The sequence below is a fragment of the Micromonospora sp. CA-111912 genome (genome assembly GCF_050948415.1).
Lineage (GTDB): Bacteria > Actinomycetota > Actinomycetes > Mycobacteriales > Micromonosporaceae > Micromonospora.
The window spans coordinates 6782473-6806867 of the sequence record NZ_CP192007.1 but is presented as its reverse complement, the minus strand read 5'-3'; the positions used below and the strand labels follow the sequence as shown (position 1 = coordinate 6806867).

At 73.9% G+C, this 24395-nt stretch carries 19 protein-coding genes; 9 read left to right on the top strand and 10 right to left on the bottom strand.

Translation table 11 applies throughout. From position 1 onward, the window contains the following. Positions 1 to 90: 90 nt before the first annotated feature. The gene (gene eccCa, locus ACQPZO_RS29015) at positions 91 to 4077 is read right to left on the bottom strand and encodes a type VII secretion protein EccCa (RefSeq protein ID WP_433345199.1); all 3987 of its coding nucleotides are present in this window, start codon (positions 4075 to 4077) and stop codon (positions 91 to 93) included. Between the two features lie 100 nt (positions 4078 to 4177). Here eccCa and eccD point away from each other — a divergent pair, with 100 nt between their 5' ends. Continuing rightward, positions 4178 to 5578 (top strand): type VII secretion integral membrane protein EccD, encoded by a 1401-nt coding sequence (gene eccD / locus ACQPZO_RS29010; protein ID WP_433345197.1) that lies wholly within the window; start codon positions 4178 to 4180, stop codon positions 5576 to 5578. Between the two features lie 32 nt (positions 5579 to 5610). On the opposite strand, the gene ACQPZO_RS29005 is transcribed toward eccD, so the two are convergent. After that, positions 5611 to 6117: an inorganic diphosphatase gene (locus ACQPZO_RS29005; RefSeq protein WP_387014221.1), complete on the bottom strand. Its 507-nt coding sequence runs from the start codon at positions 6115 to 6117 to the stop codon at positions 5611 to 5613. Positions 6118 to 6272: 155 nt separating this feature from the next. Here ACQPZO_RS29005 and dacB point away from each other — a divergent pair, with 155 nt between their 5' ends. The 3 genes from dacB (at position 6273) to tilS (ending at position 10309) form a co-directional block, all read left to right on the top strand. Beyond that, positions 6273 to 8087, top strand: coding sequence for a D-alanyl-D-alanine carboxypeptidase/D-alanyl-D-alanine endopeptidase (gene dacB, locus ACQPZO_RS29000; protein ID WP_433345194.1), 1815 nt, complete (start codon positions 6273 to 6275; stop codon positions 8085 to 8087). An 82-nt stretch (positions 8088 to 8169) separates the two neighbouring features. Beyond that, positions 8170 to 9237: a zinc-dependent metalloprotease gene (locus ACQPZO_RS28995; RefSeq protein WP_433345191.1), complete on the top strand. Its 1068-nt coding sequence runs from the start codon at positions 8170 to 8172 to the stop codon at positions 9235 to 9237. 10 nt (positions 9238 to 9247) lie between these two features. Beyond that, positions 9248 to 10309, top strand: coding sequence for a tRNA lysidine(34) synthetase TilS (tilS, locus tag ACQPZO_RS28990; protein ID WP_433345189.1), 1062 nt, complete (start codon positions 9248 to 9250; stop codon positions 10307 to 10309). Positions 10310 to 10396: 87 nt separating this feature from the next. Here tilS and ACQPZO_RS28985 read toward each other — a convergent pair whose 3' ends face one another. Then, the gene (locus tag ACQPZO_RS28985; protein ID WP_433345187.1) at positions 10397 to 11359 is read right to left on the bottom strand and encodes a GlxA family transcriptional regulator; all 963 of its coding nucleotides are present in this window, start codon (positions 11357 to 11359) and stop codon (positions 10397 to 10399) included. A 152-nt stretch (positions 11360 to 11511) separates the two neighbouring features. Between ACQPZO_RS28985 and ACQPZO_RS28980 the strand changes: the two genes are divergently transcribed. Together ACQPZO_RS28980 and hpt are read left to right on the top strand one after the other, a co-directional pair. Continuing rightward, entirely contained in the window at positions 11512 to 11649 is a 138-nt protein-coding gene (locus tag ACQPZO_RS28980) for a hypothetical protein (RefSeq protein ID WP_433345185.1), read from the top strand. 99 nt (positions 11650 to 11748) lie between these two features. Beyond that, entirely contained in the window at positions 11749 to 12321 is a 573-nt protein-coding gene (gene hpt / locus ACQPZO_RS28975; protein ID WP_161686501.1) for a hypoxanthine phosphoribosyltransferase, read from the top strand. 322 nt (positions 12322 to 12643) lie between these two features. On the opposite strand, the gene ACQPZO_RS28970 is transcribed toward hpt, so the two are convergent. Beyond that, on the bottom strand, positions 12644 to 12841 hold the full coding sequence (locus tag ACQPZO_RS28970) for a hypothetical protein (RefSeq protein WP_387016076.1): 198 nt from the start codon (positions 12839 to 12841) through the stop codon (positions 12644 to 12646). Here ACQPZO_RS28970 and ftsH point away from each other — a divergent pair. Both ftsH and folE read left to right on the top strand, forming a co-directional pair. Further along, positions 12746 to 14716 (top strand): ATP-dependent zinc metalloprotease FtsH, encoded by a 1971-nt coding sequence (gene ftsH, locus ACQPZO_RS28965; RefSeq protein ID WP_433351320.1) that lies wholly within the window; start codon positions 12746 to 12748, stop codon positions 14714 to 14716. The two genes, ACQPZO_RS28970 and ftsH, sit on opposite strands and share 96 nt — an antisense overlap. 71 nt (positions 14717 to 14787) lie before the next feature. After that, a complete protein-coding gene (gene folE, locus ACQPZO_RS28960) occupies positions 14788 to 15414 on the top strand; it encodes a GTP cyclohydrolase I FolE (RefSeq protein ID WP_433351318.1) in 627 nt (208 codons plus the stop codon). A gap of 105 nt (positions 15415 to 15519) precedes the next feature. On the opposite strand, the gene ACQPZO_RS28955 is transcribed toward folE, so the two are convergent. Continuing rightward, entirely contained in the window at positions 15520 to 16485 is a 966-nt protein-coding gene (locus tag ACQPZO_RS28955; protein WP_433345183.1) for a hypothetical protein, read from the bottom strand. Next, the gene (locus ACQPZO_RS28950; protein WP_433345181.1) at positions 16482 to 19238 is read right to left on the bottom strand and encodes an FtsK/SpoIIIE domain-containing protein; all 2757 of its coding nucleotides are present in this window, start codon (positions 19236 to 19238) and stop codon (positions 16482 to 16484) included. The genes ACQPZO_RS28955 and ACQPZO_RS28950 overlap by 4 nt, the downstream gene beginning before the upstream one ends. Before the next feature lie 309 nt (positions 19239 to 19547). Here ACQPZO_RS28950 and ACQPZO_RS28945 point away from each other — a divergent pair, with 309 nt between their 5' ends. After that, positions 19548 to 20108, top strand: a complete 561-nt coding sequence (locus ACQPZO_RS28945) for a hypothetical protein (RefSeq protein WP_433351316.1) — start codon at positions 19548 to 19550, stop codon at positions 20106 to 20108. A gap of 3 nt (positions 20109 to 20111) precedes the next feature. Here the strand turns inward: ACQPZO_RS28945 and ACQPZO_RS28940 are convergent, their stop codons facing one another. The 4 genes from ACQPZO_RS28940 to ACQPZO_RS28925 are packed head-to-tail and all read right to left on the bottom strand — an operon-like array spanning position 20112 to position 24394. Then, on the bottom strand, positions 20112 to 20711 hold the full coding sequence (locus ACQPZO_RS28940) for a hypothetical protein (protein ID WP_433345179.1): 600 nt from the start codon (positions 20709 to 20711) through the stop codon (positions 20112 to 20114). Between the two features lie 13 nt (positions 20712 to 20724). After that, complete coding sequence (locus ACQPZO_RS28935; RefSeq protein ID WP_433345178.1) at positions 20725 to 21873, bottom strand: M23 family metallopeptidase; 1149 nt, start codon at positions 21871 to 21873, stop codon at positions 20725 to 20727. Beyond that, positions 21870 to 22427 carry a hypothetical protein gene (locus tag ACQPZO_RS28930; RefSeq protein WP_433345176.1) on the bottom strand — a complete coding sequence of 186 codons (558 nt, stop codon included), beginning with the start codon at positions 22425 to 22427 and terminating at the stop codon, positions 21870 to 21872. The genes ACQPZO_RS28935 and ACQPZO_RS28930 overlap by 4 nt, the downstream gene beginning before the upstream one ends. Beyond that, positions 22424 to 24394 (bottom strand): MFS transporter, encoded by a 1971-nt coding sequence (locus ACQPZO_RS28925; protein WP_433345174.1) that lies wholly within the window; start codon positions 24392 to 24394, stop codon positions 22424 to 22426. Before ACQPZO_RS28925 ends, ACQPZO_RS28930 begins: the two co-directional genes overlap by 4 nt. Position 24395 lies beyond the last annotated feature (1 nt).

The window sequence follows — 24395 nt, the reverse complement described above, 5'->3', positions numbered from 1 at the left end:
CTGCTCGGAGATTACCGGTTTTCCCCTCCGCCACACGCCGATCCCGCAACAGGTCACCGGAACGCCGCCGGCCCGGGGCGGTGCTGGCGTTCACTGCGGAGGGAGATGGGCGAGCTGGACCAGGCGTACGCCCTCCCGCCGGGTCACCAGCCGGGCCCGTCCGGGCGGGAGCGGGCCGGGCCGGACCTGGCCGACCAGCGGCCCCTCGTCCGAGCTGCCGGCCATCACCAGGCCGGGGGCGGACAGCTCGCGCAGCCGTTGGAGGAACTGGTCGTAGCCGCGGGTCGCACCGCCGGCGCGGCGGGCCAGCACCAGGTGCAGGCCGATGTCCCGGGCCTGCGACAGGTACTCCTCCAGCGCGCGCAGCGGGTTGACCGGCCCGCTGGCCACCAGGTCGTAGTCGTCGACCAGCACGAACAGTTCCGGCCCCGACCACCACGACCGGTCCCGCAGCTGAGCCGGGGTGATGTCCGCGACGGGCAGCCGGTCCCGCATGTACCCGGCGGCCGCCTCGACCAGGTCGGCGGTGCGGGCGGCGTCGGTGCCGTAACCGATTTCGTGCTCCGTGTCGATGGCGCCGAGCAGGCTGCGCCGGTAGTCCACCAGGATCACCCGGGCCTGGTCGGGGGTGAACCGGCCCACGATGGTGGCGGCCAGCGCCCGCAGGAACGACGACTTGCCGCACTCGGCGTCCCCGAAGACCAACAGGTGCGGTTCGGTGGCGAAGTCGAGCACCACCGGACGCAGGTCCGCCTCGGCGATCCCGACCGGCAGCGCCAGCCCGGTCGTGCCGGCCAGGTCCAGCTCCGCGTACGGCAGCACCGGCGGGAGCAGCCGGACCCGGGGCGCGACCGGCCCGGTCCACGCCCCGGCGACCGCCTTCACCAGCGTGGCGGTCTCCCCGTCCGGCCCGGCCAGCCGGGGCAGCGCGGTGAGGAAGTGCAGGCCCTCACCGGTGATGCCCCGGCCGGGCGTCTCCTCCGGCACGCCCGCCGCAGCCGCCCGCCGGACCAGCAGCGAGTCCGACGGGTCGCCGAGCCGCAGCTCCAGTCGGGAGCCGAACAGATCCCGGACGGCGGGGCGGAAGTCCGTCCAGCGCAGCGAGCCGGCCACCACGTGCAACCCGTACGACAGGCCCCGGGTGGCCAGCTCGGTGACCAGGGGCTCCAGGTCGTCGTACTCGGCGCGCAGGGCGCCCCAGCCGTCCACCACCAGGAACACGTCGCCGAACGGGTCGGTGGTCGGCTGGCCGGCGACGGCGAGGGCGGCCCGCCGCTGCCGGTACGCCGCCATCGACTCCACCCCCAGCGCGGCGAAGCGGCGCTCCCGGTCGGCCAGCAGGGTGGCCATCTCACCGACGGTGCGCCGCACGGCGGTCGGGTCCGTCCGGCCGGACACCCCGCCGACCTGCGGCAGGTCGCGCAGCGCGGCCAGCCCTCCGCCGCCGAAGTCCAGGCAGTACACCTGCGCCTCGACGGGCGTGTGGGTCAGGGCCAGCGCGAGGACCAGCGTGCGTAGCAGGCCCGACTTGCCGCTCTGCGGGCCGCCCACCACTCCGACGTGCCCGGCCGAGCCGCCGAGAGCCAGCCAGAGCAGGTCCCGACGCTGCTCGAACGGCTTGTCGACGACGGCCACCGGCACCTGGAGCGCGCCGTGCAGCTCCGGGTTGGCGGAGCCCAGCCCGCGCGTCGGGTCGGCGCCGACGGGCCCGAGCAACTCGTCGAGGGTGGGCGCGTCGCCCAGCGGTGCCAGCCACACCTGGTGGGCCGGCGGGCCCTGCCCGGCCAGCCGCCCCACCAGCACGTCGAGCAGGCTCGCGGCGCCGGTGTCCGCCTCGACAGCGGCGGGCAGGGCGGGGGCGGCCGGCTCCGACACCGGCACCGCATGGGTGGAGAAGGCGAGGAGCCGGGGCACGCCGGCCCCGCCGCGCCCCGCCGCGCCGTCGGGGCGACGCAGCGCCCCGGAAACGTACGCGGCCTTGAAGCGCACCAGCGGCTCGGTGCCGAAGCGCAGGTAGCCGTGCCCCGGCGAGCGGGGCAGCTCGTGGGCGTCGGGCACCCCGAGGACCGTCCGCGACTCCAGCGCCGAGAAGGTGCGCAACCCGATCCGGTACGACAGGTGGGTGTCAAGGCCGCGCAGCCGCCCCTCCTCCAGGCGCTGGCTGGCCAGCAGCAGGTGCACCCCCAGCGACCGGCCCAGGCGGCCGATCTGCACGAACAGGTCGATGAAGTCCGGCTTGGCCGACAGCAGCTCGGAGAATTCGTCGCAGATCAGCAGCAGCGACGGCAGCGGGGCCAGCGGGTTGCCTGCGGCCCGGGCCCGCTCGTAGTCGCGCAGGCTGGCGAAGTTCCCGGCCCGGCGCAGCAACTCCTGGCGGCGGACCAGCTCCCCGTTGATGGCGTCGACCATCCGGTCCACCAGCGGCAGCGCGTCGGCCAGGTTGGTGATCACCGCGGCGGTGTGCGGCAGCCGGTCGAACGAGGCGAAGGTGGCCCCGCCCTTGAAGTCGACCAGGACGAAGTTGAGCTGCTCGGAGCTGTGCGTGGCGGCCAGCCCGAGGACCAGGGTGCGCAGCAGCTCCGACTTGCCGGAGCCGGTTGCCCCGATCAGCAGCCCGTGCGGGCCCATCCCGTCCTGGGCGGACTCCTTGAGGTCCAGCTCGATCGCCCCGCCGTCGGTGCCCACCCCGATCGGCACCCGTAGCCGGTCCCGGGCCGACCGGGGCCCCCAGCCCTGCTCGGCGCTGAAGCCGGCCGGGTCGCCGATGCCGAGCAGCTCGGGCAGGCCCAGCTCGGCGTTGACCGGGGCGTCCGGCCCGCGTACGGCGGTGGCCAGCCGCAGCGGGGCCAGCCGGCGGGCGACCGCCTCCGCGTCGGCGGGTGCCAGCCGGTCGGCGGTGCCCACCTCGGCGTGCCCCTCGACGGAGTGCGAGTCCAGCCGGCCGCCGCGCAGGTCGAGCAGGAGGGCGTACCGGTCGAGCAGGCGCGGCGGCGGGGTGTCCAGGTCGACGATGGTGACCGCGTCGATGCCGCCGTCGCCGACCAGGTCGGTGGCGCCGGTGAGGTCGCCGCCGTCGAGCACCACCACGACGTGCGGGCCGTCGGTGGCCGGGCCGGCCGGGCTGAACCGGGACCGGCTGGCCAGCACGTCGTCGAGGAGCCGTTCCAGCTCGGGGGCGGAGCTGGTGACCAGGCGGACCGGGCCGACGGCGTCGACGCGGGTGGGGTGATGGGCGTGCGGCAGCCACTTCACCCACTCCCAGAGGGCTCGCCGCTCCGGGCCGGCGCAGACCGCGACCAGCAGCTCGTCCGGGGCGTGGAAGACCGCGAGCTGGGTGAGCACGGCCCGGGCCAGGGCCTGGGCGTCGGGTGAACCGGTGTCGGGCCGCACGCGCCCGTCGGCGCCCCGGGCGGCCGACTCGCCCCGGACGTAGACCCGGGCGAAGCTGCGCAGCGACAGCGCCACCGGCAGGTCCGGCACCACCGAGTACGCGTCCAGGAACCGGCGCAGCGCGCCGGCGGTCATCGGCTCCAGCTCCTCCAACGGCCGGGTGACCGGCGGGACCAGCGGGGTGGCCAGGGTCTGCGGGCCGAGGCCCACCCGGACCACGGCGAAGTCCGGGTCGGCCGGCCGGCGCTCCCAGACCCGGTGGCTGTCCACGGTCGACCAGAGTCGGCCCGGGTCGGGGTGCCGGTAGTGCAGCCCGGCCCGTTGCTGCCCGGCGGTCCGCCTGACCCGGCGGCGCAGTGCGGTGAGGTGCCGCAGGTACTCCCGCCGGGCGGCCATCATCTCCGACTTCTTCGGGGTGCCGGAGGCGCTGCCCCACGAGGTCACCAGCATCGCCACGGAGGACAGCCCGAACATCCCCCCGACCACGTACGAGTAGGCCCCGCCGCCCCGGCCGAACATCATCGCCATCGCGACCGTCCCGCCCAGCATGGGCAGCACCATCAGCGCCTGCTGCCAGCGGCTGCCGGTGACGGCGGGGATCTCCGGCGGCGCCTCGACGGGCAGCTCACCGACCGGGATCTCCGGCGCGGGACGCCGGGGCGGTCGCTTGATGACGACAGTGGACACACGCCCTCCCCAGAGCGCTCGGTAACCCGAGCCTGGCTCATCGTAGGTAAAGTCCTGTCGTCCGCGCAGCCGCCATCCCCCTCGATACGGAGAAGCGTCGATGACTACCGGGCTGGCCCGTGTCACGATCAGCGCCCCCCAGCGCCGGGTCGACGTCGCCCTGCCGGAGCAGGTCCCCCTCGCCGAGCTGCTGCCCGAGGTGCTCCGGCACGCCGGTGAGGGGCTGGCCGACGACGGGGAGCGGCACGGCGGCTGGGTGCTGCGCCGCACCGACGGCGTGGTGCTGCTCACCGCCCAGGCGCTGCTGCCCCAGGGGGTCCGCGACGGCGAGGTGCTGCACCTGGTGCCGGCCCGCGCCGAGTGGCCCGAGCTGGAGTACGACGACGTGGTCGAGGCGATCGTCGACGGGGCCCGCCGTCGGGGCGCGGCCTGGTCACCGGCCGCCACCCGGGCCGCGGCCCTGGCCGGGGCGGCCGTCCCGCTCGCCGTCGGGCTGCTCGCCGTGCTCGTCGCCGGGCCCGGGCACCGGGCCGGCTGGCAGGTCGCGCTTGCGGTGGCGCTGCTGCTCACCGTCGCCGGCGCGGTCGCCTCCCGGGCGTACGGCGACGGCGCCACCGGCGCCACGTTGGGCGGCTACGCCCTGCCGTACGCGGCCACGGCCGGCGCCCTCGCGGTCAGCTCCGGTGACCAGGTCGGCGCGTTTGCGCCGCTGCGCTGGCTGGGTGCCCCCGAGCTGCTGGCCGGCACGGTGGCGCTGCTGCTGGTGGCGCTGCTCGGCCTGCTCGGGGTGGCCAGCCGGGTCCGGGTCTTCGTGGCCGGCGGCACCGTCGGCGCGGCCGGCGCGCTCGTCGCGCTGGGCGGGCTGGCGCTGCCGGCCGAGGACGCCGCAGCGGTGCTGGTCTGCGTCCTGGTCTTCGCGCTGGGCGGGCTGCCGCTGCTGGCCATCCGGCTGGGCAGGATGCCGCTGCCGCCGATCACCCTGCCCGGCGACGGGAGCCCCGGTGCCGAGGCCGCCCGGGACCTGCCGGACCGGACCCGGGTGTACGCCGCCGTGGCCCGGACCGAGGAGATGCTGACCGGGATGCTGATCGGGCACGCCGTGCTGGCGGCCGGGGCGGCGGCGGTGCTCGCCGCGACGGGCGGGACGGCCGGCCGGCTGCTGGTGGCGGTCGCGTCCGTCGTGCTGCTGTTGCGTTCCCGGCTGTTCGTGGCGCTGCGCCACCGGGTGCCCCCGGTGGCCGCCGGGCTGGCCGGGGCCGCCCTGCTCGGCGGGGTGCTCGCCGTGGGCTCCGGTCCGGCCGGAGGGCTGCTGCTGGCCGTCGGCGGGCCGGTCGTTGCCCTGGTCGCCGTGGTCGCCGGCACCACGTCCGCCCGGCGGCCCGTGTCGCCGTACGTCGGTCGGCTGGCCGACCTGACCGACACCGCGCTGGTGGTCTCCGTGGTGCCGGTGGCCTGTGCGGTGCTCGACCTGTACGAACGGGCCCGGGGGCTGCTCGGCTGAGCGGCTCCCGGGCCCGTCGACGTCTGCCGGTGTCAGTGCAGGGACTCGCCGCGCTCCTCGGCCTCCTTGGCGCGCCGGTACGAGTTGTGGATCTCGGCCTCGGCCTCGACCCGGCCGACCCAGGTCGCGCCCTCGACCGACTTGCCGGGCTCCAGGTCCTTGTACACCTCGAAGAAGTGCTGGATCTCCAGCCGGTCGAACTCGCCCAGGTGGTGGATGTCGCGCAGGTGCTCCTGACGCGGGTCCTCGTAGGGCACGCAGAGGACCTTGTCGTCCCCGCCCTTCTCGTCGGTCATCCGGAACATGCCGATGGTGCGGCAGCGGATCAGACAGCCGGGGAAGGTCGGCTCGGGGACCAGCACGAGCGCGTCCAGCGGGTCGCCGTCCTCGCCCAGGGTGCCCTCGATGAACCCGTAGTCCGCCGGGTACTGCGTGGACGTGAAGAGGGTGCGGTCCAGCCTGATCCGGCCGGTCGCGTGGTCCACCTCGTACTTGTTGCGGTGACCCTTGGGGATCTCAACCGTGACGTCGAAATCCATCTTCCACGCTCCCTCGTCTGCCCACGCTGGCTAACGGAAACCAGTGGCGCCGCTCGCCAGGCAGGTGAATGCCCACCCGCCTGCTCCGGCCGCCGCATAGTCTTCGGACCGAAGTAGTGTCACCCAAGCTGTTTTCCAAGCGGGAGGAGGGGGCTGTGGGGAGGGAAGATTCACACTACCGCCCGGAGGGGGTTGACGGGCGGAAGGGCGGGCATCCGGGCTCCGGGGGCGCGACCGGGCGGGTCCCGGTGCCCGAGGCGCACCTACCCCGCACCCCCGTGCCGCCCCCCGCCGACGACTTCGACCCCGAGGCCACGGCCCGGATCACCAGGGCCGGGGAGCGGCCTCCGCCGCCCGTGTGGCGGCCCTCGGATCGGGCGCCCGTGGCCGACCGGGTGCCGGCCCCGGCCTTCCCCGCCGCCGGCTTCGACGCACCCAGGCCGGAACCGGCAGCGGCCGGTGGCGCCGGCGGCGGGCCGCCGGCCGGGTCGCCCCCGGGGTACGACCGCCCGCCGGCCCGCCGCCGGCGCCTCCCGCTGGCCGTGCTGGCCACCGTGGTGCTGCTCGCCCTGGTCGGGGCCGGGCTGGCGGTGGTCCGGCCCGGTCCGGTCGCCGGCTGGCTCGGCGCGGACCGGGCCACCCCGCAGGCGACCGGTGAGGCCGCCGAGCCGGAACCGGTCCCGGTGCTCTCCGGCCCGGACGCCAACGCCCTCGAGCCCACCCCGGACGGGGTGCGCGCCGCCCTCGAACCGCTGCTGCGGGCCCCTGAGCTGGGCGGCCGGGTCAACGTGTCGGTGGCCGACGTGACGACCGGCCGGTCGCTCTACTCGCGGGGCGGCGACGCCGGCACCGTCCCCGCCTCGGTGACCAAGCTGGCCACCGCCGTCACCGTGCTGGAGGCCCGCGGGCCCGACCACCGCATCCCCACCCGGGCGGTGGCCGGCGCGAACCCGGGCGAGGTGGTCCTCGTCGGCGGTGGCGACCCGACCCTCGCGGTGGACGGCGACGGCTTCTACCCCGACGCGGCCCGCCTCGACGACCTGGCCAAGCAGGTCAAGCAGGCGCTCGGCGGCACCGCGCCGACCGGGGTCACCGTCGACTCCGCGCTCTTTCCCGGCCCGGTGTACGGCCCCGGTTGGGACTCGGACATCCCCACCGGCGGGTTCGGCGCGGCGATCAGCGCGCTGATGACCGACGGCGCGCGCCGGGACCCGCAGGCCGCGAAGAAGAACTTCGACGCCGGCCACGGCTGGGCGGAGCGGGTCCCGCAGCCGGACCTGGTGGCCGGCCGCGCCTTCGCCAGGCTGCTCGGGCTCACCGGCGCCGCCGCCGAGGTGAAGCGGGGCACCGCCCCGGCAGCAGGCGCGGCCCCGTCCGCCGCTGCCCCCGCGCCCGGCGCCGAGCTGGGCAAGGTCGAGTCGCTGCCGGTGATCCGGCTGGTCGATCTGATGATCACCGACAGTGACAACGTGATCGCCGAGGCGATGGCTCGGCAGGTCGCGTTGGCCCGCGAGCAGCCGGCGTCCTTCGTCGGCGGGGCGGCGGCGATGGACATCGTGATCGGCGAGCTGGGCCTGTCGGCCAACGAGATCACCCTCGCCGACGGCAGCGGGCTGTCCCGGAGCAACCGGATCAGCCCGTCCCTGCTGACCGACCTGATCTCGCTCGCCGGCAACGGCACCCACCCGGAGCTGGCCGCCGTCTTCGGCGGCCTGCCGGTCGCCGCCTGGTCGGGCACCCTCGGCGGGCGGTACCAGGTGCCGGCCACGGTGGCCGGGGCCGGCGTGGTCCGGGCCAAGACCGGGACGCTGACCCGGGTGCACGCCATCGCCGGGCTGGTCACCACCGTCGACGGCCGCCTGCTCACGTTCGCCGTGCTCACCGACCAGGCGCCGTCCGACTCGCTCGACGACACCCGGCGGGCCCTCGACCGGATCACCTCCGCGCTGGCCCGCTGCGGCTGCCGCTGAACCCGGCCCGGCACCCTTTTGCGGGGGCATGTCCTGTCATCGGCGAAAGATGGGGGTGTCCCGGCGCGGGTACGGTGGGTGCATGGCGCAGTTCGTGGACTGGGATCTGGCCGCCGCGACCGCGGGGGCGTTGAGCAAGTCGGGGCCCCGGGTGTCGTACGCCGAGGCCGCCGAGGTGGTTTCCGAGCTGCGGCGACTGACCGACGAGGCGGCCGGGCACGTGGCCGACTACACGGGGCTCCGCTCGCAGGTGGTGCACCCGCCGGTGCGCGTGGTGGACCGACGGGACTGGGCGGCGACCAACATCGCCGGCCTGCGCGAGGTGATCACCCCGCTGGTCGGCCGGCTCGCCGGCGACAAGCAACCCGGCCCGCTCACCGAGGCGATCGGCTCCCGGGTCACCGCAATCCAGGCCGGCACCGTGCTGGCGTACCTGTCGGGCCGGGTCCTCGGCCAGTACGAGGTCTTCTCCGGCGACCCCGGCCAACTGTTGCTGGTCGCGCCGAACATCGTCGAGGTGGAGCGGAAGCTGGGGGCCGACCCGCGTGACTTCCGGCTCTGGGTGTGCCTGCACGAGGTGACCCACCGCACCCAGTTCACGTCGGTGCCCTGGATGCGGGCGTACTTCCTCGGCGAGGTGCAGGCGTTCGTGGACGCCTCGCAGGGCGGCGAGCACCTGGTCGAGCGGCTGCGCCGGGGGGTGGCCACCCTCTCCGACGCGGTCAAGGACCCGGAGAGCCGGGCCAGCGTGCTGGACATCGTGCAGACCCCCGCCCAGCGGGCGGTGCTCGACCGGCTCACCGCGCTGATGACCCTGCTGGAGGGGCACGCCGAGTTCGTGATGGACGGCGTCGGCCCGCAGGTCATCCCCAGCGTCGAGCGGATCCGGGCCGCGTTCAACCGGCGTCGGGAGACGGGCAACCCGCTGGAGAAGGCGATCCGCCGGCTGCTCGGCGTCGACGTCAAGATGCGCCAGTACGCCGAGGGCCGCAAGTTCGTCCACGGCGTCGTCGAGCGGGTCGGCATGGACGGCTTCAACAAGATCTTCAACTCCCCGCTGACCCTGCCCCGGCTGGACGAGCTGGGCGACCCGGACGCCTGGGTCGCCCGGGTGCACGGGCCGGCCGCCGCCACCCCGACCGTCGGCTGACCGTACGCCGATGGCCGCGCTCGCCCCGTCGGTCGCCGCGGTCCGGCTCGCGGTCCGCCGCGCGCTGACCGGGCTGGCCGGGGACGGGCCGGTGCTGGTCGCCTGCTCGGGCGGGGCCGATTCGCTCGCCCTGGCCGCCGCCACGGCGTTCGTCGCGCCCCGGCTCGGCCGGCGGGTGGGACTAGTCACCGTCGACCACGCCCTCCAGGCCGGCTCCGACCAACGGGCCGCCGCCGTGGCGGCCTGGGCCGCCACGGCCGGGTTCACGCCGGCCGAGGCGGTACGGGTCGACGTCGACGGCCGCCCCGGAGGGCCGGAGGCGGCCGCCCGCCAGGCCCGCTACCAGGCGTTGGTCGAGGCGGCCCGGCGGCACGGGGCGGCGGCACTGCTCACCGGGCACACCCGCGACGACCAGGCGGAGACGGTGCTGCTCGCGCTGGCCCGGGGCGCCGGCCCGCGTGGGCTGGCCGGGATGCCGCCCCGACGGGACCTGTCCGGCGTGCCGCTGCTGCGCCCCCTGCTCGACGTGACCCGCGAGCAGACCCGCAAGGCGTGCGCCGCCCTCGGGTTGACCCCGTGGGAGGACCCGCACAACACCGACCCGTCGTACGCCCGGGCCCGGGTCCGGTCCGACGTGCTGCCCGAACTGGTCCGGGCGCTCGGCCCCGCCGTGCTGGACAACCTCGCCCGGACTGCCCGCCTGGTGGCCGCCGACACCACCGCCCTCGATGCCCTGGCCGCCGACGCCCTGGCCGCGCCTGCCCCTGCGGTACCGGCCGATCCGGCCGCCGTCGGCGGGGCGAGGGGGCCGACGCCGGCGGGTGTGCGGGTGCCCGACGGCGGGTTGTCGGTCGAGGCGCTGGCCGGGCTCGCCCCGGCAGTCCGGAGCCGGGTGCTGCACGCCTGGGCCCGGGAACTCGGCGCGGCACCCGCCGCGCTGTCCCACCGGCACGTCGTCGCGCTGGACGCACTGGTCACCGACTGGCGGGGGCAGGGCGCGACCCATCTGCCCGGCGGCATCCGGGTGGTCCGCCGCGCCGGCCGGCTCACCGCCGCAGGCCCGATCGCCTGACGGCTCACCGCCGCCGGTCGACCGGGCGGCTGAGGTCGACCGCTCGGCTGTTGGTGGTGGCCGGTGGGTCAGCCGGTGGCCGGTGGGTCAGCCGGTCGTGACGCGGTCGCGGAAGGTGGCCCGGTAGGCGTGCGGGGTGGTGCCCAGCCGGCGGGTGAAGTGGTGGCGCAGGGCAGCCGCGTCGCCGAAGCCGGCCCGGCCAGCCACGCCCTCCACGCTCAGGCCGGTCTCCTCCAACAGCCGCCGGGCCAGCAGCACCCGCTGGTTGGTCAGCCAGTCGTGGGGCGTGGTGCCGGTCTCGGCGCGGAACCGGCGGGCGAAGGTGCGCGGGGTCATCCCCGCCCGGGTGGCCAGCCCGTCGACGGTGACGGGGCGGTCCAGGTGACCCATCAGCCACTCCAGCACGGGTTCCAGGGTAGGTGCCTCGGGGGCCTTCGGGATGGGCGCCTCGATGTACTGGGACTGGCCGCCGTCGCGGTGCGGCGGGACGACCATCCGGCGGGCCAGCCGGGTGGCGGTGGCCGAGCCGTGCTCCTGGCGTACCAGGTGGAGGCAGGCGTCGATGCCGGCGGCCGTGCCGGCGCTGGTGAGCAGCCGGCCGTCGGCCACGTAGAGCGAGTTGCACCGGACCCGGGCCCGGGGGTGGCAGCGCTGCAACTCGTCGACGTACCGCCAGTGGGTGGTGCACTCCCGGTCGTCGAGCAGCCCGGCCGCACCGAGCACGAACGCCCCGGAGCAGACGCTCAACACGTACGCGCCGCGCGCGTCGGCCCGGCGCAGCGCGTCCAGTACGGCGGGGGGCACGTCCGTGTCGCCGCAGTGCCCGGGCACTGCGACCATGTCGGCGTCCTCGACGGGCCCGAGGTCAGCGTGCGGGGTGAGGTGGAACCCGACGGAGGTACGCACCTGGGCGCCGTCGGGCGTGCAGACGGTGAACCGGTAACCGGGGAAGCCGTCGGCGGTCCGGTCGGTGCCGAAGACCTCGGCGAGCACCCCCAGCTCGAACGGGGCCACCCCGTCGAGCGCGAGGACGGCGACAGATCGGAGCATGTGACGAGGGTAACCGTACGGGTGGCAGGAAATCGAGGCCAGGTGGCATAACTGCCACTGTCTGGCGGGTGGGCAGGCGCGCAGACTGGTTCCAGTCCGGTGCGCACCGGCGGCGAAAACATCCGAAAACCCCCGCGAAAGCGAGCGCCGCCATGGCATTCCTGCCGTTCCTGCTCTTCCTGCTCCTCCTCGTCGTCGCGTCGGTCTCCGGCCTGGTCGCCGACACCCGGGACTCGGCCGACTGGAAGCCCACCGACGAGGGTCGCCGGTGGCGATCCAGTATCTGCTGACCCGGTTCGCGCCGGATGCGGAGAAAATCCCGGCGGGACCGCGTCGAAAGGGGCGGCCCCGCCGACGGAGGGCATCCGGCATACGGCAGGCTAGGAGCCATGGCTGACGGCTCCTGGTACGACGCCGACATCGACCACGTGATCATTTCCGAGGCGCAGATCCGCGAGAAGACGGCGGAGCTGGCCAAGCAGGTCTCGGCTGACTACGCGGGCGTCGACGGACTCCTGCTCGTCTGTGTGCTCAAGGGCGCGGTCATGTTCATGGCCGACTTCGCCCGGGCGCTGGGCCGGCAGGGTCCTCCCGCCGAGCTGGACTTCATGGCCATCTCGTCGTACGGCCAGGGCACCACCTCCTCCGGCGTGGTTCGGATCCTCAAGGACCTGGACCGCGACATCGCCGGGCGGCACGTGGTGGTCATCGAGGACATCGTCGACTCCGGGCTCACCCTCTCCTGGCTGCTGCGCTACCTGGAGTCGCGCTCGGCGGCCAGCGTCGAGGTCGTCGCCCTGTTCCGCAAGCCGGACGCGGTCAAGGTCCCGGTGCCGGTGAAGTACGTCGGGTTCGACATCCCGACCGAGTTCGTCGTCGGCTACGGCCTCGACTTCGGCGAGCGGTACCGCGAGCTGCCCTACGTCGGCGTGCTCAAGCCCGAGGTCTACGCACGGGCGTGAGGCCCGTTCGTATCGGTACCCGTCAAGCGGACGTTCAGCGCATTCTCAGCTGATCGGTCTACGGTAGGGGGCGGTGGCGTGGAGTAGCTCTCCACGCCCGGCCCTTCGACCCGCGTGACCGGGCGGTCGGGTGGCCGGGCGCGGAACTCCCGCCACGCCGGCTGAAACCCGGTTCGCCTTACGCGTAACTGCTGGGCTCGCAAGCTCACATGTCGCGCGCACGGTGTACCGTCGAGTGACCGTGGTGCGGCAGTTACGCACCCCGGGGTCGAGGCCGGCCCGCACGGCGGCTCCGACTGCCGCCTCGGCGGCGACAAGTCATTCAGACGGTCAGGACGTCGATCAGGAGGATGCGGGCGTCTCGGCGCTCGACGACAGCATGGAACGTACGCGTTTCTTCCGCCGACCGGTGGTCTGGATCATCCTGGTCATCCTCGGCGCCGTTGTGCTCAGTCAGCTGTTCACCGCTGGTCCCAGCTACCACCGCGTGGACACTTCCGTTGCGCTCGATCAGCTGCATACCGCGAAGATCAAGAAGGCGGTCTTCCAGGACAAGGAGCAGACGCTCCAACTCGACCTGGAGAACAAGACCAAGTTCGGTGACACCGACACCGACCGGATCGAGGCCCAGTTCCCGTACGAGGTGGGCGGCCAGGTCTGGAACGAGGTCCTCGACGCCAAGGCGGCCAACCGGGTCACCGGACCGGCCGACACCAAGGTGTCGTCCGACAGCATCTGGGTGAGCCTGCTGGTCAACCTGCTCCCCATCGCGCTGCTCGTGCTCCTGCTGCTGTTCTTCATGTCGCAGATGCAGGGCGGCGGCTCCCGGGTGCTCAACTTCGGCAAGTCCAAGGCGAAGATGATCACCAAGGACACCCCGAAGACGACCTTCGCGGACGTCGCGGGTGCCGAGGAGGCCGTCGAGGAGCTGCACGAAATCAAGGACTTCCTGCAGAACCCGGCGAAGTACCAGGCTCTGGGCGCCAAGATCCCGAAGGGTGTGCTGCTCTTCGGCCCGCCCGGCACGGGTAAGACGCTTCTCGCCCGCGCCGTCGCCGGCGAGGCCGGGGTGCCGTTCTACTCGATCTCCGGCTCCGACTTCGTCGAGATGTTCGTCGGTGTCGGCGCCAGCCGGGTCCGCGACCTGTTCGAACAGGCCAAGACGAACGCCCCGGCGATCGTCTTCGTCGACGAGATCGACGCCGTCGGTCGCCACCGCGGCGCCGGCATGGGCGGCGGCCACGACGAGCGCGAGCAGACGCTCAACCAGCTGCTCGTCGAGATGGACGGCTTCGACACCAAGGGCGGGGTCATTCTGATCGCCGCCACCAACCGGCCGGACATCCTCGACCCGGCGCTGCTGCGCCCGGGCCGCTTCGACCGGCAGATCCCGGTGGACGCCCCCGACATGGAGGGCCGCAAGGCGATCCTGCGGGTGCACGCCAAGGGCAAGCCGTTCGCCCCCGACGTCGACCTCGACGCGGTGGCCCGGCGGACCCCCGGCTTCAGCGGCGCCGACCTGGCCAACGTGATCAACGAGTCCGCGCTGCTCACCGCCCGCAAGGACGAGCGGGCGATCAACAACGACTCCCTGGAGGAGTCGATCGACCGGGTGATCGCCGGTCCGCAGCGTCGGACCCGGGTGATGGGCGACCAGGAGAAGAAGATCACCGCGTACCACGAGGCCGGGCACGCGCTGGTCGCCTGGGCGCTGCCGCACGCCGCGCCGGTGCACAAGGTGACGATCCTGTCCCGTGGCCGCTCCCTGGGCCACACCCTGGTGCTGCCGACCGAGGACAAGTACACCCAGACCCGTGCCGAGATGATCGACACCCTGGCGTACGCGCTGGGCGGCCGGGCCGCCGAGGAACTGGTGTTTCACGAGCCGACCACCGGCGCCGGCAACGACATCGAGAAGGCCACCGGGCTGGCCCGCGCGATGATCACCCAGTACGGCATGAGCTCCAAGCTCGGCGCGATCAAGTACGGCACCAGCGGGGACGAGCCGTTCCTCGGCCGCAACATGGGCCACGAGCGGGACTACTCCGACACGGTGGCCGCCGAGATCGACAACGAGATGCGGGCGCTCATCGAGCTGGCCCACGACGAGGCCTGGGAGATCCTGGTGGAATACCGGGACGTCCTGGACAGCATCGTGCTCGAGTTGATCGAGAAGGAGACCCTCTCCACGGCCGACATGGCCCGGATCGCTGGGCGGGTGGTGAAGCGCCCGCCGATGGCCCCGTACAACGGCTTCGGCAAGCGTCTACCCTCCACCGAGCCCCCGGTGCTCACCCCGACCGAGAAGGACGCGCTCAAGGCGCAGGCCCAGGCCGACGGCGCGTCCGTCGGCGGCGGCACGCCCAGCTCGAACAACTCGGACGGTATGCACTGAGTACCGACTCGGGGGTCGGTCCCGAGGTCCCCACCCAGGGAGCCTCGTCGACCGAGCCCGACACCGACGGGCTGGACTACCTCGCCGCGCGCCTGGTCAACGGAAGGTTGACCGGGCGCCCGGTCGAGGAGGCCGTCGACCTGGTTCGGATCGAGAAGGCGGTACGCGAGATCCTGATCGCGGTCGGGGAAGACCCCGACCGCGACGGGCTCGTCAAGACGCCGGCCCGGGTCGCCCGCGCGTACGCCGAGCTCTTCGCCGGCCTGCGGGTCGACCCGGCGCAGGTGCTCAGCACCACCTTCGAGGCCAACCACGAGGAGTTGGTGCTCGTCCGGGACATCGACGTGATGAGCCTGTGCGAGCACCACCTGCTCCCGTTCCGGGGCAGCGCCCACATCGGCTACATCCCCGGAACGGACGGCCGGATCACCGGCCTGTCCAAGCTGGCCCGGCTGGTCGAGGTCTTCGCCCGCCGTCCCCAGGTGCAGGAGCGGCTCACCTCGCAGATCGCCGACCTGCTGATGAGCAAGCTGGCCCCGCGCGGCGTCGTGGTGGTGCTCGAGTGCGAGCACATGTGCATGGCGATGCGCGGCATCCAGAAGTCCGGGGCGAAGACGATCACCTCGGCGGTGCGCGGCACGCTCCAGCACGACGCGAAGTCCCGGGCCGAGGCGATGGCGTTGATCATCCACCGCTGACCGCGGGATTCCCCAGCGGACGACGCCGGGTCGCTGGACCTCACGCAGTCCGCCCAGGACGGGATGGGCCCGCACGGGCGCGCCACGTCCGGCCCGGCGGGCGGGTCAGCCGGCCAGCATCGCCAGAACGAGTCCCGCCGTGGTCGACACCGCCGGGACGAGGCAGACCAGGGCACCCCACCGGGGGGTCCGGTCCACTCGACCACCGGTCTCCAGGTTCGGCACCGCCCCGACGGCCATCGCCGCCGGATCGCCCACGGCACCGTCCCCACCGGTCCGACCGCCTGACGCGCGGACCGCCGCCAACGACACGCCCGTCGGGTCCACCCGACCACGGTTGCCGGCAACCACCGGGACACCCGGGGCGGACTCCGCCGGGCCGCCGGGCGTAACCGGGCTCGATGTCCGGCGGGTGGCTTCCCCGGCCGCCGCAGGACCGGTCGGCCCGTCGAACAGCCGGCCGACGGCGAGCCAGCCGGCGACGAAGGCAGCCACCGGCATCGGCACCCCACAGACCAACGCGACCACGCTCGCTGGGCCGGTGCCGGTGGCCAGGTAGAGCACCACCTGGAGCAGCGGTACGACCAGCGCCAACGGCCCGTACACCAGCAGGTTGCGGACCTGCGGCGGCCAGGCCGCCGGGCGGAGCGGGCTGCGCGCGGCCAGCACGCCGTCCGCCGCGTCCGCCCAGCCCCGGGCCGCCCGCAGTGCGCCCAGCACCGCCGTCGGCCCACCCACCATGCTCCGGGCCGCCTCCGTCAGCTCGGGCGGCGACGGCACCAGCACCATCGGGGGTACGCCCAGCTCTCGCAGCCGGGACCGCTGCGGGGCGAGTCGCTCGCGTACCGCGGTCAGTTCCTCCCGGGCGGCCCGGACCGCGCGGGCCTGCTCCGTCGCGGCGGTCGCCGCGCTCCGGCGCACCCCGTCGAGCTGCCGGGCTGCGGCGATGTACTCCGTCCAGGCGGTCGCGCCGTCGGCGGGACGGGGCGGCGCGGGATCGGCACCGGAACGCTGCCTGACCGGGACGGCAGCCGTCGCCGCATCGGCGATGCTGGTCGGCTCCCGGCTCATGCGCTCTCCCCGGTCCCTGGGGCGTCGGCCCTGCCGGTGGCCTCGGGCGCGTCCCCGCCTCCGGCGTTGTTCGCGGCGTCGACCCCGGCGTTGTTCGCGGGTTCGGTTCCGTTCGCGGCGTCGGTTCCGTTTCCGGGGACGGACCCCACCGGGGATTCGGCGAACGGCACCAGGAGGATGCCCCGCTCGTCCGGGCCGTCCCAGAGCACGGCCCGGTTCTTGCGGGGACGCCACTGCACCGGGTGGCCGAACACCGCCGTGAGCTGCGTCCCCGGCACGCCCACCGCCACGACGGCAGCGAGTTTGTCGACCTCGTCCTCGGCCTGGACGACCGCCGTGAACGGCGGCACCGTGCGCCACCAGCCGAGCAGGTGCCGGCCGGACGGGGGGCCCTCCCGCAGCAGGGCCCGCAGCCGGTCCGGCGGCAGCTCCTGCGGGGCCGGTCCGTCGAGACCGAAGACCACCAGGTAGCCCGGCTCGTCGGCGTCCAGCGCGGCGAGCAGGCCCGGCAGGCCGACCCGGTCAACCCGGTGCTGGCCGGCGAGGTCGGCGGCGAGCGCGTCGGCCACCGGCACCGCATCGGCGCCGAGCGTGGCCACGACGAACCGTCCCGTGCCGGGCCGGTGGTGCGCGGCGACGCTGCGGGCTGCGGTCGCGAGCAGCGCGGCAGCCTCCACCCCTGGGCCGAGGATTGCGATGTTGCGGCCGGCGGCCGGGCCGATCGGCACCGCCACCGTCGACCGGGACAGGTCCACCGCGCGGCCGAGCAGGGCGGCCGGGCCGCGGGCCCGACCCGCGAAGGCTGCCCGGTAGCGGGGGTCGTTGCGCAGGAGTGGGCGCGCCCAGCCGGCGAAGACGACCGGGGGCGCGGACCGCTCCGCCCGGGCCTCCCAGAGCCGGTGCCGCAGCTCCGCGATGCTCTCCGGGACCTCGTGCGGGTCGGGGAACCGGACCATCCGTTCGTGCCCCCGGGTCGCGCCCCGGGGCCCGCCGAGCCCGCCCGCCGTGTTCACCACCGCGCTGCCCACCGGTAGGCCGGCGGCGGCGTCGTTGCTCGGCTCCAGCACCGGGCCGCCGCCGGCCAGCGCCACCCGCACCGGAAACTGCCCGAGCATCGAGTCTCGGGTCGTCTGCCCACTTGCGATCCCGAGGTTCCCCTCCCCGGCCAGGACCAGGTGGACCCCGTACGCCCGGCCCGAGCGCGCCAGGGTGTCCAACCGGGCTGTCGCCTCGGCGGCCAGCCGGTCCCGGTCCGCGAGGAGCAGCGGGAGGTTGTCGATCACGCACACCACGCGGGGCAGGGACTGGTGCTCCCGCAGGGCGGTGAACCGCTGGCCGCCGGCGCGCTGCCCGGCCTCCTCCCGACGCTGGACCTCCGCGGCCAGCTCACCGAGGAGGTCCAGCACGTACTCCCGGTCGGCGGCCATTCCCGCCGTACGGACCTGGGGCACCCAGGACCGGTCCCGCTCGGTCTGGAGAAACTCCGCGAACGACTCGCCCTCACCGAGGTCGGCCAGGTGCAGGACCAGCTCGTCCGGGCCGTACCGGGCGGAGAGACCGAGCAGCACGTTGGTGAGGAAGGCGGCGCGGCCTGCGGCGGACCGGCCGCTGACCAGCCAGTGTGGGGTCAGCTCGGTGAAGCCGACGGTCACCGGCCGGCCGCCGGCGTCCCCGACAGTGGTGGCGATCCCCTCCGTCGAACTGGCCGTGCACAGTGGCTCGTCCGGGTCGGGGAGCAGGTCGGCCAGGCTGAGCCGGGAGCCGGCCTCCACCTCCTCGGCGAGCCGTCGGCAGACCTCGTCGACCAGTGCCGGGGGTGGATCGTCGTCGACGAAGACGGGCGAGTTGAGCCCTCCGGGCGGCTCCGCGCCCGGGCCGGCGAACGAGGTGCCGGGAGGATCGCCCAACAGCGAGTACGCGTTGCGTACGGACAACGGGGTGGCCTGCGGCAGGGGGGCGCGGGTCGCGTACGGCCCGGCCGGGGGCCAACCCGCCACGACGAGGTGCAGCCCGGCGGCGCGTCCCTGCTCGGCCAGCGCCTCGATCCGCCCCAGGTCGGTCGGCCCGGTCAGCTCGGGCAGCGCGGCGACGACCAGCAGCAGCGTACGGTCGTGGCGGCGAGGTCGGCCGGTGCCCGGAGCCACCCACTGTTCCGCCTCGGTGAGTACCGCCCGCAGTCCGGCGACGTCCACCGCCGGCGGGGGCAGCAGCCCGGCGTCCGCGAGCGCCGCGAACGGCGCGAAGGTGTCGGGCAGCGCTCCGGCCGGCCCGGCACTCGCATTGGTGCGAATGGCGTCGCTGGTGCGGACCGCGTCGACGGCGCGGACCAGCAGGCAGCCGGCGGGCGTCGCCGCGAGCAGTCGAAGCAGGATCGCCCGGAGCAGCCCGGCCACCCGCGGGTCACGAACGTCGGTGTCGATCGCCAAGTGCCCGGTTCCGAGCAGCGGCACCAGCGCGGGGAAGCGCGCGTCCTCCAGCGGGGCGGCGGTGCCGACCCGGACGAAAGCCGGTGGCCCCTCGCCCGAGGGAGCCTCCGCGGCGACCGTCTCCAGTGGTTCCCCGGCCCAGCCGGGCGCCAGCAGGGCCGCCGTGCTACGGAGCCGGTCCGCGAGCTCGTACTGCCGGCGCTGGTCGGCCGGCGCGGGCCGGGTCTCGTCCAGAATGCCGGCCGCTGCGGTGGCCGTCGCCTCCGCCCTCCGGTGCAGGGCAGCGGCGCGGTTTGTGCGTGTCCTCGGACCGGCCACCGCGTCCACCCCTCTTCCCGAGGCTGGCAACCCCTCCCCGCAGTGACCGTATCCCAGGTCGGCGCCCCCCTCCGGGATGCGCCACGGCGCTGCGCCCACGTGCCGGGTGATTACCGGCACGAGGGCTTCCCGGTGGTGGTAGTGCAGGGCGGCTTCTCGCGTCGAGAGCACCGGTCCCCTGATCACGGCGCGGCCACGTCCCCGTCCTCGGCGATCGGGCGCGCGGCGGGCCGGGCCAGTCGTGCCCCGGTCATGATCGGTGGCGTCTGGGGCATTGGGTACGAGGCGTCCAGCCGATAGCCTCAAGGTGTGGAATCAGTGCAGCCCTCCGCCGGTTCCCAGGTCTCCCGCGTACCGGCGCAACGGACCCCGCCGGAGCAACTGGCGCCCCCGTCCGGGGCGCCGGCCCCGGTCCGTCCGCCGCGTCGGTTGCGCACCGTTCTTACCGTGATCGCCGGGGTGGTCGGCCTGCTTATGCTCGGAGGCGTGGCGACCGCCTTCGTCCTGTACGAACGCGCCACCACCCCGGACCGCAGCGCCCCCGACGTGGTGGTCGACAACTACCTGCGCGCCTTCCTGGTGGACCGCAACGATGTCAGAGCCGAACAATTCACATGCTCGGGAACCACCGTCGAGGCCATGAAGAACCTCCGTGATGAGATCGAACAACGTGAAGCCGGCTATGGCGTCGATGTCCGAGTCAGCTGGGGTGCCTTGCAGCGATCGGAGCGGGCTGGCGGAGAGTCAGTTCAGACGACGCTGACTATCTCAAGCTCAGCGGATGGCCAACCACGCAGCAGCCGCCGAGAGAACTGGATGTTCGAAGTAACACAAGAACGGGAGGACTGGCGAGTCTGCAGCGGGCGCAAGACAGGCTAGGGATCACTCGATCCAGAGCAGGTGGACCGGGACCTCCAGGGTCGTCGGGGGCTGCCCTCGCCAGGCCCAGCGGTACCACTCCAACTCCGGAGTGACCCGCACGCAGATGTCTCCGTCCGTGCCCGAGTAGGTCTCGGTCACCGCACGCAGGTCCCGTTGCTCGCCGGTGTCCGTGACGTGCACGACTCGCCGCCCGGTGACAACGCCGGCATCGAACACCGGGGTCGGCGCGCGGTGGGTCGGCGCGTCCAGGGACACCAGGTGGACACCGGATTCCTGGGGTGCTCCGCCGCCCGGCCGGGTTCCGACGGCCTCTACCCAGACCCGCTCGACCGGCACGAGTGGGGCGAACACCTCGACCTGCTCGGACTCGGCGCGATACCACTCCTGCTCTAGAATGACCGGTACGTAGGTGCGGCTGTTCTGCACCACCCGCTCGTCGGCACGCAGGTCACCGCGCCAACCGAGGCCCGGTAGTCCGATCAGGACCCGCTGGCCGCGCAGGTCGACCCGGACGGTCGCGGGCACGATCTCGATCGGCCGGGGTGGCAGGGGGGCCCAGTCGGGTTGGTCGGCGAAGGGGTCGGGGAATGGTCCGGTCATGCGTCCCGGGGCCTTACGCCTTGCCGTTCAGCGGCGCGCCCCGGTCCCGCATGAACGACACCGGGTTGACGGCGCCCCGGCTGGACCGATCCCCGTCGAGGTGCACCTCGAAGTGCAGGTGTGGCCCGGAGGAGTTACCGCTGGTACCGACCTCCCCGATCACCTCGCCGGCCTTCACGAGTTGACCGGGGACGACTCGGGGCTTGACGATCATGTGGCAGTACCGGGTGACGTAACCGCCGGCGTGCAGCATGTCGACGAACCAGCCGCACCCGCCCTTGCCCGGCCAACCGTCCACGTCGCAGCTCCGGCTGCCGCGGTGGTCGGGGTCGCAGCGGGCTACCAGCACCCGGCCCGTGGCGGCGGCGCGGATCAGGGTGTGCTTCGGCGCGCCGATGTCCACGCCGTTGTGGCTGGGACGTCTCCCGGTCCGGAACCCGGACCCGACGCCGCCGGGAATCGGCGCGGTCCAGCCCGAGGCGGCGATCTGGCCCCGGGTGGCCGCGTTGCAGATGTTCTTCTTCGCAACCTGCACCGTGCGGGCTGCGCCCCCGGCGAGCGCGTCCACAATCTTGCTGGCCAGTTCCTCGTGCTTGGCGTAGGCATCCGGGAAGGCGCTGACCTGCACCCGCTGGGCGGCTCGGGTCAGTGGCATCTGCTCCCAGTTGGGGACCTTCACCAGCTTCTCGTAGAACTTCCGGGACGTGTAGGCCGGGTCCTGCAACTGCTCCGGTGAGCCCCAGCCCTGGCTTGGGCGTTGCTGGAAGAGGCCCACCGAGTCGTGGTCGTTGCGGCTGCCGAGGTGGGGCAAGTTGCGCAGACCGGACTCCTGCATGGCGGTGGCGATCGCGACGACCCATCCCCGGGGCGGAACCTTCATGTCGGAGCCGACCTTGATGATGACGGCGGCGTTGCGGATCTGGCTGTCCCCGTACTGGGCGAACCGCGGCATCTTTCCTGAGACGTTGACCTGGTGCGTCCGTCCGCAGCCGGACCGGGCCTCGGGGGAGAGGTCGTCCCCACCGCCGCTCAGTTCGGTGAGGAAGAACGCCGCCGTGCCGCCGGTGCAGCAGAGCAGCGTGAGGGCCGCGGTCAGCGCGGCGGCCAGAGCGCCGACGCGCAGTTGCCGGCGGCGCGGGGCCCCGCCTTGGTGATCGCTCATGTCCGCTCCCAGTCCACAGCGTCGACCAGCCACTGCCCGTCCGGGGCCACGAGCTCCAGCCGTAGACGCCCCGAGTCGAGCGGCACCAACACCTCCACGAAGCGCTCCGTCCGGGGCTGGAGGCTCGGTTCTCCGGTCGTCCGCTCCGCAGGGACCCCCGCCGGATCGGCACCGGCGAGTTCCTCGGTCAGTTCCGGCGTGGAGAGCGGGCGTAGGGCGGCATGCCATTCGTCGGCCCCGCCGTCGCGACCGCCGAGCCAGGCGGCGGTGAACCTGTCCGCGATCTGCTCGGGCCGCGGCGCACCGGGACGGGTCGCTGGTGACGGGGGCGTGGTGCTCCCGACCACGCCGTCGTCACCGGCAGTCGGGTCGACTGTGGTGATCGGCTCACTCGGTCGGTTGCTCAGGCCTGTCGCCGGGCCCACCGAGTCGGAGAAGAGCCGGGCCGCTCCGAGAACGCCGACCACGAGGACGCCGATGGCCAACGCGATGCCCAGCCGGGACCGCAGCGCCTTCGTGAACAGGAATTCAATCGCCCGTCGCATCACACTCACCGCGCCTCGGTGCGGATCCGCGGTGCGGTGGGCCGCGAGGTCGCGGGCTTGGTGGAGCCGGGACGGTAAATGACGAAGGACGGGTTTTCCTCGGGCACGTCCGGCTCGGTCCAGGTCGCTGGCTGGCGACGCCGGGGCTGGGGCGCGGCGGGACGCGCGGTGTCCCGCTGCTCGGGGGAGGTGGCCTCATCCGAGCGGTCGCTGCCGTCCGGCCGCTGCCGCTCGCTTGCCGTGCCGGTGCCGGTGGTGGTGGTGGTGGCGACCTTGGCCTGGCTCGGATCCTCGTGACGGGCCTCCGGTCGGAGGCTGCGCTGCTCCAGCCCCACGCCTCGTCGCCGGGCCAGGGCCGGCTCGGCGGTGCCGCCCGGCTCGGCCACGTCCAACCGTGCGGCGGTGCGCATGTCCCGGAAGAACCGACGATGCCACGAGCCGGCCGAGCTGACGGCCTCGCTGCTGTCCTTGCCGCCGAGCTGGGTGATCCGACGGTACGGGCGCAGCAGCAGCCAGCCGACCACCCCGCAGAGCCACACCAGCACCACCTGGAGCCAGCCTGGCAGGGTAGCCGTGCTCATGATCAGGTCCACGGCGAAGAGGTAGATGGCGGCCCCGGTGCCGAAGATGGCGATGTTGAACACCGCTGCGACGACGGCGTTGGCCAGCCGCCGCAGTCCGGCGCTCGCCGGACGCATCAGGCCCACGGTGCCCAGGATCGGGGCCGCGATCACCGCCCACCGGAAGATGAGGAAGCCCAGTAGGACCAGCAGCGAGGCGGTGAGGTCGAACATCGCGAAGAGCAGCGCGGCGAGCACTGCGATGAAACCGGAACCGACCCGGTCCATGTCCCGGACGCCCTGGAGGTACTCGTACGCCTCCGGGTCCTCGTCCTTGATCTGCTGCGCGACCCGCGCCCACTGTTGCTGTTTGGCGTCGAGGGTCGCCTCGCGCGTCTTCGGATTGGACCGGAGCTTCTCCGCCTCCTCCCAGGAGATCGACTTCGCGTCGTAGAGCACTGGGCCGTACTTCTTGGCCGTCTCGCTGTCGGCCGATCCGAGCACTCCGCGCAACCAGTTCCGGTAGAGCATGGACTCGGTGGCGGTGTCACTGGCCCGGACGGCAGGGGGACGGTTGTCCTTACAAGCGTCGGGGTTGGGGTCGTCGCACTGATCAGGCGGGGTGTCTCTGGTCGCGGGCCCGACCGCGTCGTGGACGACGCCGAGGGTGGTGACGAGCGTGCCGTCGGCGATGTTCGCGGACTTGACCGGCCAGGCGGCCAGGGCCGTAACAGCCACCATCACCAGCAGGGCCCAGCCCGCAGTGGTCATGGCGTTGCTCATGTCCGACTGGCGGGAGCGCCAGAGCAGGTAGAGGCCCACCACGCACAGCGTGACGATGCCGAAGACGCTGAACACCTTCTGGTAGACGGCCTTGGTGGCCTGCTCGACCAGCGGGTCGGCCCAGCCCCACATCGACCGGGGGTCCCAGGCCCGTTCTCGCAGAGCGTTCGAGCCGCCGATGATGGCGGTGGCGATCATGAACTCGCCGTTCGCCACGGTAGTGGTGAACTTGTAGTCCGGGTGAATGACCGCGGAGGCGCAGCCGCCCGGGATGTCGTACGTCGGGTAGCTGTATCCCGCGTACCCGTAGTCGCTGTAGAGGCCCTTCGGGCCGGGCAGCTTGGCGGAGTCCGGACGGGCGGCGAACCAGCCGGCGAGCCCGGAGTCGGGTGCCGCAGGGACCGGTGCATTGCGGCACTTGACCTGGTCTTTGCTGACCTCGGTCAGCTTGCCGACGCAGGTGCGGAAGTCGGCCTGCCACTCCTGGGTGGTGCACAGATCCGCGCGGGCCTGGGTCGTCGGCGGGGCGGCGTACGCCGGGTCGCCGCCCACCACCGGCCAGGCGACGGTGGCCCCGGCGAGTACGCCGAGCGCGAGCAGGAACGCCGCTAACCGGGCCCGCACCCTCGCCATG

Bases quoted from the DNA above. Each gene is read 5' to 3' on its own strand.
- ACQPZO_RS28935 (WP_433345178.1), bottom strand. From the start codon at position 21,873: ATGAGCGATCACCAAGGCGGGGCCCCGCGCCGCCGGCAACTGCGCGTC.
- ACQPZO_RS28940 (WP_433345179.1), bottom strand. From the start codon at position 20,711: ATGACCGGACCATTCCCCGACCCCTTCGCCGACCAACCCGACTGGGCC.
- ACQPZO_RS28995 (WP_433345191.1), top strand. From the start codon at position 8,170: ATGGCGCAGTTCGTGGACTGGGATCTGGCCGCCGCGACCGCGGGGGCG.
- ACQPZO_RS29005 (WP_387014221.1), bottom strand. From the start codon at position 6,117: ATGGATTTCGACGTCACGGTTGAGATCCCCAAGGGTCACCGCAACAAG.
- ACQPZO_RS28980 (WP_433345185.1), top strand. From the start codon at position 11,512: ATGGCATTCCTGCCGTTCCTGCTCTTCCTGCTCCTCCTCGTCGTCGCG.
- hpt (WP_161686501.1), top strand. From the start codon at position 11,749: ATGGCTGACGGCTCCTGGTACGACGCCGACATCGACCACGTGATCATT.
- eccD (WP_433345197.1), top strand. From the start codon at position 4,178: ATGACTACCGGGCTGGCCCGTGTCACGATCAGCGCCCCCCAGCGCCGG.
- ACQPZO_RS28985 (WP_433345187.1), bottom strand. From the start codon at position 11,359: ATGCTCCGATCTGTCGCCGTCCTCGCGCTCGACGGGGTGGCCCCGTTC.
- ACQPZO_RS28925 (WP_433345174.1), bottom strand. From the start codon at position 24,394: ATGGCGAGGGTGCGGGCCCGGTTAGCGGCGTTCCTGCTCGCGCTCGGC.
- ACQPZO_RS28955 (WP_433345183.1), bottom strand. From the start codon at position 16,485: ATGAGCCGGGAGCCGACCAGCATCGCCGATGCGGCGACGGCTGCCGTC.
- tilS (WP_433345189.1), top strand. From the start codon at position 9,248: ATGGCCGCGCTCGCCCCGTCGGTCGCCGCGGTCCGGCTCGCGGTCCGC.
- ACQPZO_RS28970 (WP_387016076.1), bottom strand. From the start codon at position 12,841: ATGCAGCTGATCGAGCGCAACGGAAGTGTCCACGCGGTGGTAGCTGGG.